The organism is Streptococcus oralis subsp. dentisani, from assembly GCF_002096335.1.
Lineage (GTDB): Bacteria > Bacillota > Bacilli > Lactobacillales > Streptococcaceae > Streptococcus > Streptococcus oralis_Z.
This window is the reverse complement of sequence record NZ_NCUW01000029.1, coordinates 25,156-38,009: the sequence shown is the minus strand read 5'-3', so window position 1 is coordinate 38,009 and position 12,854 is coordinate 25,156. Positions and strand designations below refer to the sequence as shown.

The 12,854-nt window shown below is 40.5% G+C and carries 11 protein-coding genes; 4 read left to right on the top strand and 7 right to left on the bottom strand.

Going from position 1 to position 12,854, the window contains the following annotated elements; translation table 11 throughout:
• The first annotated feature begins 315 nt into the window (after positions 1-315).
• Entirely contained in the window at positions 316-1,176 is an 861-nt protein-coding gene (locus tag B7709_RS04920; RefSeq protein ID WP_084971943.1) for a DUF4299 family protein, read from the top strand.
• A gap of 62 nt (positions 1,177-1,238) precedes the next feature.
• Here B7709_RS04920 and B7709_RS04915 read toward each other — a convergent pair whose 3' ends face one another.
• From B7709_RS04915 to B7709_RS04890, 6 genes are all read right to left on the bottom strand, one after another.
• Positions 1,239-2,201, bottom strand: coding sequence for a DUF6574 domain-containing protein (locus B7709_RS04915; RefSeq protein WP_084971942.1), 963 nt, complete (start codon positions 2,199-2,201; stop codon positions 1,239-1,241).
• Between the two features lie 62 nt (positions 2,202-2,263).
• Positions 2,264-3,196 carry a DUF4097 family beta strand repeat-containing protein gene (locus tag B7709_RS04910; protein WP_084971941.1) on the bottom strand — a complete coding sequence of 311 codons (933 nt, stop codon included), beginning with the start codon at positions 3,194-3,196 and terminating at the stop codon, positions 2,264-2,266.
• Positions 3,189-3,782: a DUF1700 domain-containing protein gene (locus B7709_RS04905; RefSeq protein ID WP_084971940.1), complete on the bottom strand. Its 594-nt coding sequence runs from the start codon at positions 3,780-3,782 to the stop codon at positions 3,189-3,191. The genes B7709_RS04910 and B7709_RS04905 overlap by 8 nt, the downstream gene beginning before the upstream one ends.
• Entirely contained in the window at positions 3,769-4,095 is a 327-nt protein-coding gene (locus B7709_RS04900; RefSeq protein WP_084852814.1) for a PadR family transcriptional regulator, read from the bottom strand. The genes B7709_RS04905 and B7709_RS04900 overlap by 14 nt, the downstream gene beginning before the upstream one ends.
• Before the next feature lie 155 nt (positions 4,096-4,250).
• Positions 4,251-7,088: a tetratricopeptide repeat protein gene (locus B7709_RS04895; RefSeq protein ID WP_239822500.1), complete on the bottom strand. Its 2,838-nt coding sequence runs from the start codon at positions 7,086-7,088 to the stop codon at positions 4,251-4,253.
• A 203-nt stretch (positions 7,089-7,291) separates the two neighbouring features.
• Positions 7,292-8,458, bottom strand: coding sequence for a CynX/NimT family MFS transporter (locus tag B7709_RS04890; RefSeq protein WP_084971939.1), 1,167 nt, complete (start codon positions 8,456-8,458; stop codon positions 7,292-7,294).
• Between the two features lie 222 nt (positions 8,459-8,680).
• Between B7709_RS04890 and B7709_RS04885 the strand changes: the two genes are divergently transcribed.
• Both B7709_RS04885 and B7709_RS04880 read left to right on the top strand, forming a co-directional pair.
• Positions 8,681-9,511: a glycosyltransferase gene (locus tag B7709_RS04885; RefSeq protein ID WP_084971938.1), complete on the top strand. Its 831-nt coding sequence runs from the start codon at positions 8,681-8,683 to the stop codon at positions 9,509-9,511.
• Positions 9,512-9,592: 81 nt separating this feature from the next.
• Positions 9,593-11,443, top strand: coding sequence for a polysaccharide biosynthesis protein (locus B7709_RS04880; protein ID WP_084971937.1), 1,851 nt, complete (start codon positions 9,593-9,595; stop codon positions 11,441-11,443).
• A 163-nt stretch (positions 11,444-11,606) separates the two neighbouring features.
• Here B7709_RS04880 and B7709_RS04875 read toward each other — a convergent pair whose 3' ends face one another.
• Positions 11,607-12,104, bottom strand: a complete 498-nt coding sequence (locus B7709_RS04875) for a helix-turn-helix domain-containing protein (protein ID WP_084971936.1) — start codon at positions 12,102-12,104, stop codon at positions 11,607-11,609.
• Between the two features lie 155 nt (positions 12,105-12,259).
• Between B7709_RS04875 and ruvA the strand changes: the two genes are divergently transcribed.
• A complete protein-coding gene (gene ruvA / locus B7709_RS04870; protein WP_084971935.1) occupies positions 12,260-12,853 on the top strand; it encodes a Holliday junction branch migration protein RuvA in 594 nt (197 codons plus the stop codon).
• Position 12,854: the final 1 nt, after the last annotated feature.

Genomic DNA, 12,854 nt, shown 5'->3' with positions numbered 1-12,854 from the left:
AAATTGGTGGGGGTATTTAGAAAATATTTTGAACAAGCATGGCAGTTAGCTACAAAATTAAAGTCGGATAGCAATATAGATAAGGACAGTATAAGCTATATAGAATTTACTTACAGAAAATAAAGACGATTCCTTTGGTCGTCTTTATTGCATTTCTAGGGTGTGTGAATACCGATTACTTTTAGTCTGCCGAATGTCAAGCAATTTTCAGGGGCTGTTTTTCTATGCTTTTTATCTAAAAATCTAAAATTTGTTTCTGTATCTTTCAGGAAAATAGGGTATACTGTATGTAAACGATTTCAAAGGAGGCCAGTTATGGCGAAAACATTTTTTATCCCAAATAAAGAAAGCATTCTAGGACAACAGGAGGTCTTGACTGCCAAGTCCATCTTGGCCTTGGTAGAGGGCTTGGAGTCGCATAGTTATGATGCCGTCTATCTCCGTCAGCCCCTCAATCGTCTCGAATACATGGAGTGTGGGGTTGTTGGTAAGTCGCAATTTCTCTTCAAAGTGAACTATGCGGATAGTCGAAAAGGCTATCAAGTGGTGATTCCAGATTTCCTTACTAGAGCGGACTGGGAGATTGTAGAGACTCTCCTCCAAGCTCTATCGAGCAAGTTGGGGGAGGCAGTAGAAGGACTAGAAGGATTTGACTTTGAAGCTTATTTCCGAGAAATGATCAAGAATTATCTAGCTGATAAGGCGGCTCGTTTAGTCTATTGCCAAGGGCTCTTGTCCCCTATCTATCTCAATAAGGAATACCTCGAGAGCTTTTTGGCTGAGGATGGATTGGCACGTTTTGAAGAGCTGGTCAAGAAGGTTCAAGGCTCTGATGCCTACCTTGCCAGTGTAAAATTTTACCCAGACGCCCAAGGCATGGTGCACGGTATCTACCACCTAGCCCAAGGAGTCAAGACAATCTTGCCAAAGGAACCCTTTGTACCAGCATCCTATACTGAGCAGCTAGCAGGCAAGGAACTTGTTTGGGAGATTGACCTAGTGACGATTTCTGGTGATGGGTCCAAAGCAGAAGACTACGAATCCATCGCTCGTCTAGACTACGAAAAATTCCTAGAGTCGCTACCAACAGCATTTTACCATCAACTAGATGCCAATCAATTGGAAGTACAGCCCTTTCTGGGAAAAGATTTTGAGGAATTGGCAAGCATCGAGTAGGCCTTGTTTAAAAAAGAGTAAGCATAAAAATCCCTGTCATTAACAAATGGCAGGGATTTTGGTTAAAAGAATGTCAGGATGCGAAGGTAGTCTACTGTCAGTGCGAGCTCTGCAATGAAGAAGGGTAAGAGAATAGCGCCATCAAGTAAGACAGCTAGTAAGAAACGATAAAATGGGTCGAGGCTATTGGTCTTACTTGGCTTGCTAATCACAAAGAGATTTGCAAGGGCAAAGATGGCCAGGCTTAGAAGAGTGAGGATGCCAGCAAATCGCAAGCCACCAAAGAGTGCAAAGAAACTTGCTAGAGCTGTTAGGACAAGTGGGATAGCAAAGAGTCGGCTATACCGATCAAAGGCTTCTTGGAATGTGAAGTCACTCTCCTGATCCAGCACACGTCGGACAGTAAAGCCTCCCAAAATGATGGAAAAGTAAAATAGAGCGCTAGCGACCAAGATAGAAAGTCCAGCAAAGAGATCTAAAGGTGGAAGCTGGTTAGGAGAACTATTAGCAATAGAAATCATATAGCCATAGTAGAGGTGCTTGATATGATAGATACTAAAGAAAAGATTAATCGAAGATAGCAAGGTGAGTAGGGCAAAGACACTGTAACGATGCTTTTGGTCCGTAGTCTTGCTAGTAGTTGGTTCTTGGATAGCATCCAGCAACCAAGACCAAAATAGTGCGATTTCTTCTTTGAATCGAGCAGTTTTGCGGGGGTCAATGTCTGGGATATAGGGACTATCTAAAGCCTTGCTGAGGATGCTTTTCTCTTTTACAGAGTTTTCTTGCTTGTGTTCCTCTTCAGCTTTCCCTTCTCCCTCTTCCTCGGTTTGGGTTTCCTCAGTCATTTCGGGAGCTTCCTCCTCATGCTTTTCCGACTCTTTAGGTGAGACCGGAGTTTCTTGGCTTGCTTGTGGTTCAGTTTCCACAGTTTCCGAAGTCTCTGGTTGGTCGGGCTGGATTTCCGATTTCGTCTGAGGTGATTTTTTCTCAAGATCGGCACTTTCAAACCATTCTTGTGTCATGGTGGAACCTCCTTTTTTATGGTCATTTTCTATCTTTAGACTAGCAGATGAAAGCGTTTTTGTCAATGATTTCTAGGTGGAGTAGAGTATTCTTCTTCCTTAGTTAGGTAGATATCCTGATTGGCTTTTATAATGAGCAGGTCCTTGACATCTGCTTTGTCTGTCTTGTAGGGGTTGGTAAGTTCATTTTCTCTTTGTCGAGGGTGTTCTCTTTGTGCATTATGATAAATACCGCCATGCTTAGAAGACATATCTAGATTGATACGATCGAATTCTGTCTTAGAAAGAAAGAGTCTTAAGTGGTTATGAGAGTCTAGCTCAACCTTACCGTGAACCTGAATATTTTCAGCATAGATGTGTCCCCCCTCCGTCTTAACCTGACTATCTGTCAGTTCTGTTTTAAAGATATTGATGATATGAGGTGTTGTGAATTTGCTATTTTTAATACGACTTCCTTCAATTCGGAGGAGATATCCGTTTGTATTGAGGGTCGCATTTTCAAGGGTAGCATTAATGATAGTGGTCTGTCGACGATTAGCTGAAACGGTGATTGCTTTCAGAGTTCTTCCTTTAGGGAGGGAGAGAATGACTTCGTCAAAACGGTGAGAATAACTGCTGGCAATACGAAGTAGGCTTTCGATTCCTGAACCGAGAAAACGATGTTGGGAGGCTTGTTTGTCAGTGACGCTCAGTGTTTTGTCACTCATACCAGTAGTCAAATCGTGACGACCAGACACCGAAGGATGATAGGTGATATGGATCTTGTCATCTACAGACTCTGTGATGGTTAGGCTATGGTCCTCAAGGGTCAAATCAAGTTTTTCCACTTCACTTCCGAAGGTTACTTCTTCGATACGATTGTCATAGACGGGGTCTTTTGACATGGCAAGCAAACTTTGAATACCATTGGACTGGGCGCCTGCAACTATCATGATAAAACCAAGGATCGTAGAAACCACGCCAAAAATGAGAAATCCTTTTGTCAATTTACGCATGTCTGTCACCTCTCTTTCCTTTTTTAAGAATCCATTGTACCAAGCGGACGATCAGGAGGCCAAAGAAACGAGCCACATAGGAGATGCCTAGTAGAACAAGAGAAGAAGCACCGATGGCAAGTAAACCAGCCCCGAAAATCAAGATAAAGGCAGATTTAGCTTCTACTAGGATGCTAAAACTTTCTACGATAAAGAGTCCGCCCAGCAGAATACCCGTCACAGAGACGGTAAAGAAGGCTAGAATGACAGCGGCCGCTGCGATAAAAAGCCCGATAATGGTCAAGATAATTGCAATTCCAACAGGGATTCCGATAGGGGCTGCTAGTAAGGCCAAGAGGGCAATGTGTAGCAGTTGGCGGTCATTCTTTTGAGCAGGGGCTTCATTGACTTTTTTATCGAGGATGTTAGAGAGGATATCATGAGCCGCTTCTTTTGGTGTTCCTAGACTAGCAATGAGCTCTTCTTCGCCCTCTAGACCTGCATCGTCAAATAGTTCCTTAAAGTAGTCCATAGCTTCGATGCGGTCGACTTCAGGTAGTTTATGGAGATAGGTTTCTAACTGAGTCAGATAGTCAGTTCTTGTCATGGCGGATACTCCCTTCTATGATGCCGTTGACGGTGTCGGTATAGAGCGTCCACTCTTCCTTTAGAGTAATGAGCTGCTCTACGCCCCGATTGGTCAAGGAGTAGTATTTGCGCATACGCCCCTGAAACTCTCTAGAGTAGGTGGTCAGAAAGCCACTGGCTTCCAATTTTTTGAGAATGGGATAGAGCGTAGATTCTTTGATATTGGCGATGAGCTTAATGGTTTGGCTAATCTCATAACCATAAGAATCCCCCTGCTCCAGTACAGCCAAGATGAGAAACTCAATCAAGGCAGAGGATGTTGGGAAGTACATGGGAAACCTCCTTTATATTATATAAAAATTTTATATATACTCTTTTCAAATATATTGTATCTCAATATGAAAGCCCTGTCAAGAAATATGTGTAAAAATTTTATATATAAAAAACTCCTAGTAAAAACTAGAAGTTTAGAGGGTATTGTCAGTCTTTATCTAAATTTTATCATAGATTTCTTATACTTAATTTTCTTATCCAAAAGTTTCAATAAAGGAGTCACGTACTCAGGATTCGGAAACTTAGGACCGAAAATGACTTCACCGATTTGAATTGAATTTTTTCGTTCTATATAAAGTTTACCTACTCCAGAGGTTTTGTCAATTTTGATTTCCTTATTACTTGGGTCTAGATTAGCATAGCGTAAGATACGAAGTTCGTTTTCATATTTGTAATCGACAGATTTAAATAAGTAGCGAATTTCTTCGATACAGTCAGAAATCGCTTTTTGATAGTTCTCCTCCGTGACTTTTGAACCGATATCTAGTTTTTCTTTTAAACTATTCAACAATTTTTCTAATTCTTCTATTTCCGACTTCTCAAATAGTTCAGTTCGTTCTAGTTTTAAATTTTCCTCTATATGCTTAACATAGGCAATTCGGTAGAGATAATCACTATTCCCTTTTTGTACATTCTCTTTTTTTTCAGATTTCGATCTTTTTCCTTCATCTTTAACAGCTACAGTTGGTTTAATATTATTTAATTCATTTGGTGAGCCTTTTAAATCGTACGAGAGAGTAGATTCTATCTTATTCATTGTCTCTACTAAGGGGATGGCCTCTTTACGCCAAGAAACATCATTAAAGGAAGTAAATCTAGAAAAATCATCTTCTCGAAGTACCAGACAAACACCTTTGGCATCGTCACCATACTGGGACCACATGGCCAAATCATCCGTTTTGTTTGTAAAGCTCATTAAGAACCATGAGCTTGGTTCCAAAACATCACGTCTATCTAAGCCCAATATCTGTTCTATGACGATTCCTTCTTCAGGATCATTCATATAATTAGCATTATACAAACGAGTTTTCCCAGATACTGAAAAATCCTTCTTATCATTCTCCTCTTGATCTAACATAATTTGGAGAGTGCTTCCCTTGGTGTAATGGCCGAATTTAAGTACCTGATTTTTATCTGAGTCTTTTAATCCCAGTTGATACTTGATTTTCTGAACAAGTTGATAAATAGATAGCAAGTTCTTTAGTTCACTCGAATCTTCTTTATAACGCTCTGCCCATTTTTGTAAAATAGCATATTTAGTATTCTTTAAAAGACCTTCTCTTAGGATAAAGTTGAATAGCATGTACTTCTCACTATCACAGACATTATCATTACTAAAAAATAGATCATCAAAATTTTGTATCATAAATTTGGAAAATTTTTTATAGAGTTTTTTAATTGTTTTTGTGGTTTGCCGACGTCCACTCAACTCTGTTTGATGATTAAATAAGATTGCTAAGAACATGCCGTATATAAAAGCGATTTCTTCAGATTCTTGGAAGTGTTCATGTTCATGCAATTTCTGTAATTTCTTAGCAGTAGCTTCGAGTTTATTCAGCTCAGTCTGCTCGGTTGATAAATTGAACAAAATCATGGCATACTGCAAAGCTATATCATGTGATTTCTGGAAGTTTTGCTGTAAGACTCGTAATTTTTCAGCAGTAGTCTCTAGTTCCTTCAACTTAGTTTGCTTGGTTGATAAATTAACCAAAATCATGGCATACTGCAAAGCTATATCATGTGATTTCTGGAAGTTTTGCTGTAAGACTCGTAATTTTTCAGCAGTAGTCTCTAGTTCCTTCAACTTAGTTTGCTTGGTTGATAAATTGAACAAAATCATGGCATACGGCAAAGCTATATCAGGCGATTCAGGGAAGTTTTGCTGTAAGACTCGTAATTTTTCAGCAGTAGTCTCTAGTTCCTTCAACTTAGTTTGCTTGGTTGATAAATTAACCAAAATCCTAGCATACGGCAAAGCTATATCAGGCGATTCAGGGAATTTTTGCTTCAGTTTCTCTAATTTTTTGGCAGTAGTCTCTAGTTCCTTCAACTCAGTTTGCTTGGTTGATAAATTGAACAAAATCATGGCATGATACAAAGCTATATCATGTGATTCAGGGAATTGTTGTTGCAAGCTTTGTACTTTTTCAACAGTAGCCTCCCGCTCTTTCAACTCAATCTGCTTGGTTGATAAATTAACCAAAATCTGAGCATACTGCAAAGCTATATCATGTGATTCAGGGAATTTTTGCTGCAATTCCTGTAATTTCTTAGCAGTAGCTTCGATTTCCTTCAGCTCAGTCTGCTCGGTTGATAAATTGAACAAAATCATGGCATACTGCAAAGCTATATCAGGCGATTCCTGGAATTTTTGCTGCAATTTCTCTAATTTTTCGGCAGTAGTCACTAGTTCCTTCAACTCAGTCTGCTTGATTGATAAATTGAACAAAATCATAGCCAATGCTTCTGTTATATCATGCGATTCAGGAAATTTTTGCTGTAATTTCTCTAATTTTTCGGCAGTAGTCATCCGTTCCTTCAACTTAGTCTGCTTGGTTGATAAATTAACCAAAATCCTAGCATACGGCAAAGCTATATCAGGCGATTCATGGAATTTTTGCTGCAATTTCTCTAATTTTTCAGCAGTAGCTTCGATTTCCTTCAGCTCAGTCTGCTTGATTGATAAATTGAACAAAATCCTGGCCAATGCTTCTACTATATCATGCGATTCAGGGAATTTTTGCTGTAAATTCTCTAATTTTTCAGCAGTGGTCTCTAGTTCTTCCAACTCAATTTGCTTGGTTGATAAATTAACCAAAATCCCAGCATACCGCAACGCAATGTCTTCTGATTCAGGATATTGTTCATAAATTATTCTTGCTTTTTCTGCTAGAGCTTCACAGGCAGTCTTATCTGTCTCCTTGGTTGATAAGTAAAAGAGCTTATCTAACTCTGCTAAACTCTCTTCCAAATTATATTTCTGTTCATCCATTCTATGTACCTCGCTTGAAATAGTAGCTATCTTATAAACTAATTTATTTTTCGCATGAGAATTAGTTTCTATACATCTTATTATATCAAAAATGCCATCTTTCTGCTAACAGATGGATGGCGCTTTTTCTTGATAGAAAAGCCTAAAAAGCCAGACAGAGTCTGGCTTTGCATTGTTTATATCTGAGAAGTATTTTAGAATAATTAAAGAATCTTATCCGCGCGATCTACCATAAAGAGTGAGATAGTCATGATGATATCAATGGCTAGAAGGGCAAGGACAGCTGGAATCCAAGATTGGAAAAGGTCAAAACTATAACCAAACAAGGTGGGACCAAAGGCCGCCAAGATGTAGCCCCCTGTTTGTGCCAGACCTGAGAGTTGCGCAGTCTTTTCGGGCGAGCTGGTCTTAAGTGAGAAGCAAACCATGAGGTAGGGGAAGAGGGCGCTGCAGGATGTCCCAATCAAGAGATGGACGACTAACCAGTAGAGGAAATTATTGGCTGGATACAAGAGCATGGCAATTCCCATCATACCAGCGATAGAGATAATTGCCAGCATGATTCGACGATGACCATCTGACAGATGAGTCGTCAGACTTGGAACAGTCATTGAAAAAGGAATGCTAATCAGCGAGAAGATAGAAGCCAGAAGAGCCGCATCACTATTAGAAAGACCAGCACTAACAGCCATAGTTGGCAACCAGGTCATACTTGTATAAAAGAGCAAGGACTGAAGCCCGCCAAAGATAATGATAGCCCAGACATCTTTACTTTTTAGAATATTCTTTTTGACTTGCTTTTCTTTTTGGCTTTCTAGGTGGTGGTTGTGGCGATGATTTGGTAACCAGACTAGCAGAGTGACCAGACAGAGAAAGCTGAGAACGAGGATGAGGCCCTTCCAAGAACTAGCTTGGGTGATAGGGACAGAAAGATAAGAAGCGATAGCTGTCGAAATTCCCATGGCAGTGACATAGAGCGTTGTTAGGAGACTGATTTTTTGAGGCTGATTTGCCTGAATCATACTTGGGAGGAGTACATTGAAAATGGCGATGCTCGCTCCGATGATCAGAGTTCCTAGATAGAGAAGGGGAAGATTGAAAATTCGAATGACAGATCCAACAGTTAAGAGGAGGAGACAGTAAGTAAAGAGGTGCTCTAACCCGATTTTTTGTGCCAAGCGGCTTGCAAAAGCAGAGAAAAGAGCAAACATCAAGAGAGGGAGACTGGTTAAAATCCCGAGAGAGCTGACCTCGACTCCTAATCCCTGAGCAATATCTCCTAAAATAGTTGGCAGAGCAGTAAAAGGAGAGCGTAAAACGGTCCCGATTAAGACAATTCCTAGAACAAAAAAGAGTGATCGTTTTTTCATAAAAACCTCGATAAGATGATTTTAATAACAGCTTATTTTAAGGTTTTTTCCTTATAATGTCAAGGAGAGGACTGCTAAGAAAGCTAGAACGATTTAACTGAAAATAGAGTGAAAAGGGACAGATTTCTTTACTAGAATTTTTCTTGATTTGAGATAAAAATAGGAAACTAGGAAATTTTGTGATAAAATAGTGGAAGGAAATCTATAAATTGGAGAAAAACTGTGTCTGAAAAGCAAAAAATCAGCGTCTTAATGTCGGTCTATGTAAAGGAAAATCCGACATTTTTGAGAGATGCCATCAAAAGTGTTCAAAACCAGACCTTGAAACCAAGTGAGATTGTTCTCGTAGAGGATGGGCCTCTTACACCAGAACTCTATCAGGTGCTAGATGAAGTGGAAACTCAGTCAGAGATTCCAGTTAAACGGTGCCCCTTAGAAGAAAATCAAGGTTTAGGTTTGGCTCTTCGATACGGTGTGTTACAGTGTCAGTACGATATCATCGCTCGCATGGATACAGATGATATAGCGGTAGCTGACCGCTTTGAAAAGCAAGTCCAACTAATGGAAGAGGAAAATCTAGATCTCTTAGGTGGACATATTGCAGAATTTATTGACAATCCTGACGAGATTGTGTCTTACCGTCGTGTTCCAACTCAGCACGCAGATATTGTGGCTTACCAAAGGATGAGAAGTGCCTTCAACCACATGACTGTCATGTTCAAGAAGGATATGGTTCTCAAGGCGGGCAACTACGAAGATGGGCTTTATATGGAAGATGACCTTCTCTGGCTCAATATGATTGCCGCAGGAGCTAAGACTGGAAACTTGGATCAAATCTTGTGTAAGGTTCGTGTGGGCGCAGGGATGTTTGAGCGTCGAGGCGGTTTGCGCTACCTCAAACTCTATCGTCAAGCTCGTCAACGCATGCTTGAAAGAGGCCAAATTTCCTACATGGAATATGCGAAAAGCATTGCTATTCAGGCGGTCGTCGCACTTTGTCCAGGTTTTGTACGTCAGTTTATTTTTGTGAAATTATTAAGAAAAAATAAGTAGGCTTGTAAAAGATAAAACAGCCAAAAAATGTTATAATAACAATATATTTATTTGCATTCTTTTAAGGGGGAGTAAATTCCTATGAATAAAAAATTAACAGATTACGTGATTGATCTGGTTGAAATTTTAAATAAACAGCAAAAACAGGTGTTTTGGGGTGTATTTGACATTGTTAGTATGGTGGTTTCCATCATTGTGTCCTACATTCTCTTTTATGGCTTGATTAACCCAGCGCCTGTGGACTATGTTATCTATACTGGTTTGGCCTTCCTCTTCTATCAAATCATGATTGGATTTTGGGGGCTCAATGCGAGTATTAGTCGTTACAGCAAGATTACGGATTTTATGAAAATCTTTTTCGGAGTGATGCTCAGTAGTGTGTTTTCCTATGGAATTTGCTACGCTTTTCTTCCTCTATTTTCTATCCGGTTCATCATACTCTTTATCTTATTGAGTACTTTTCTCATCTTACTCCCTCGTATCACTTGGCAGTTGATTTATTCTAAGCGCAAGCAGGGAAGTGGGGATGGCGAACACCGCCGTACTTTCTTGATTGGTGCTGGTGATGGTGGCGCCCTCTTTATGAACAGCTACCAACATCCGACTAGCGACCTTGAGTTAGTAGGGATTTTGGACAATGATGAAAAGAAAAAAGGGCAAAAACTTGGTGGAATCCCAGTTTTGGGCTCTTATGACAATCTGCCTGACTTGGCCAAACGCCACCAAATCGAGCGCGTCATCGTAGCCATCCCTTCGCTTGATCCATCAGAGTACGAACGTATCCTGCAGATGTGTAATAAACTAGGTATCAAATGTTACAAGATGCCCAAGGTTGAGACAGTCGTTCAGGGACTTCACCAACCAGGTAGTGGTTTCCAGAAAATTGACATCACAGACCTTTTGGGGCGTCAGGAAATCCGTCTCGACGAATCCCGTCTTGGTGCAGAGCTTACAGGTAAGACTATCTTGGTGACAGGAGCAGGTGGTTCGATTGGTTCGGAGATTTGTCGCCAGGTTAGTCGCTTCAATCCCGAGCGTATTGTCTTGCTTGGACATGGTGAAAACTCAATCTATCTCGTTTATCATGAATTGATCCGTACATTCCAAGGGATTGATTATGTTCCTGTTATTGCAGATATTCAGGACTATGACCGTCTTTTGCAGGTGTTTGAGCAGTACAAACCAGCCATTGTTTACCATGCTGCTGCTCACAAACACGTTCCGATGATGGAGCGCAATCCAAAAGAAGCCTTCAAGAACAATATCCTCGGAACCTACAATGTTGCCAAGGCTGTTGATGCAGCCAAAGTACCTAAGATGGTCATGATTTCGACTGACAAGGCGGTCAATCCACCGAACGTTATGGGCGCAACCAAGCGCGTGGCAGAGTTAATTGTCACTGGATTTAACCAACGTAGCAAATCAACCTACTGTGCAGTTCGTTTTGGGAATGTTCTCGGTAGTCGTGGTAGCGTGATTCCTGTCTTTGAACGTCAGATTGCTGAAGGTGGCCCTGTAACGGTGACAGACTTCCGTATGACACGTTACTTCATGACCATTCCAGAAGCCAGCCGTCTAGTAATCCATGCTGGCGCTTATGCCAAGGATGGAGAAGTCTTTATCCTTGATATGGGCAAACCAGTCAAGATCTATGACTTAGCCAAGAAAATGGTGCTTCTAAGTGGGCATACAGAAAGTGAAATTCCAATCGTTGAGGTCGGTATCCGACCAGGTGAAAAACTCTATGAAGAACTCTTGGTTTCGACCGAATTGGTTGATAACCAAGTTATGGACAAGATTTTCGTTGGTAAGGTAAACGTGATGCCGCTAGAAGCCATTGATCAAAAGATTGAAGAATTCCGTTCACTCAGTGGAGATGAGCTCAAAGAAGCGATTATTTCTTTTGCAAATGAGACAACCCATGCTGAGTAAGGGAAGCTGATCAAAAGTGTTTAAAATCAGAAAAAACGCGTAATATCAGGTATTCAAAAGCCTTGGTATTATGCGTTTTATCATGGAAATTTTTGTATAAGTTGTGAAGCAAGGTTGCTTGTGCTTTTTTAAAAGAAAGGATGGTTGGATACTTCCATCTCCGTCACTTTTTGCTATTGACTTCTTCTGAAGTTTTTTCAAGACCAATCACTTTATCAAGATAACGTTGTTTGGTTTTGAGAGCCTTGTTGATAGCAACTGCAGACGCAATCAAGAGAACGAAGGTCAGCCAAATCCAGGCAGTGAATTCAGCTGGGAAACTAGAACCGGCTAAAAAGAGATAGATAGCCAGAGCCAAGACGAAAATATAAATCACTTGCCAGAGACCAAAGGATTTAACATCTTTATAGTATTTGTCCTTGTCTTCTTCCAAGGTCACTGCTGTGGAACCTTTTTCAGAGTTTTCATCCAGAAGTAGATAGTCAGTTGTCACTTGAAAAATCTTGCTTAATTCAATGATTTTTTCGATCTCAGGAAGGACTTGTCCAGACTCCCATTTGGAGATGCTTTGCCGAGAAACATTGATTTGTTCTGCTAGCTTTTCTTGGGACCAACCTTTTTCCTTTCTGAGCTCAAATAGTTTTTCTGCGAGTTTCATCATTCTATCCTCCTTTTTCTACCTCTATCCTAACAATTTTTACTTATAATGAGAATACAATCTCCTGTACTATTTGTCAACCAGAGGTTGCACCTTTTGTTGCCATCTGTCTTGGGTAAATATGGTATACTAGATAGGCAAAATAATGGAGAAAAACTATGTACGAATATCTAAAAGGAATCATTACCAAAATCACTGCCAAATACATCGTTCTTGAAACCAACGGTATCGGATATATCTTGCATGTAGCCAATCCCTATGCTTACTCAGGTCAGGTCAATCAAGAAACTCAAATTTATGTGCACCAAGTTGTCCGTGAGGATGCTCATCTGCTCTATGGATTTCGCTCAGAAGATGAGAAGAAACTCTTTCTTAGTCTAATCTCGGTCTCTGGGATTGGTCCGGTATCAGCTCTTGCTATTATCGCTGCCGATGACAATGCTGGCTTGGTTCAGGCGATCGAGACTAAGAACATCACCTACTTGACCAAGTTCCCTAAAATTGGCAAGAAAACAGCCCAACAGATGGTGCTAGACTTGGAAGGCAAGGTAGTTGTGACTAGTGATGACCTTCCTGCCAAGGTGGCAGTGCAAACCAGCGCTGAAAACCAAGAACTGGAAGAAGCTATGGAAGCCATGTTGGCACTGGGTTACAAGGCGACCGAACTTAAGAAAATCAAGAAATTCTTTGAAGGAACGACAGATACAGCTGAGAACTATATCAAGTCGGCCCTTAAAATGTTGGTGAAATAGG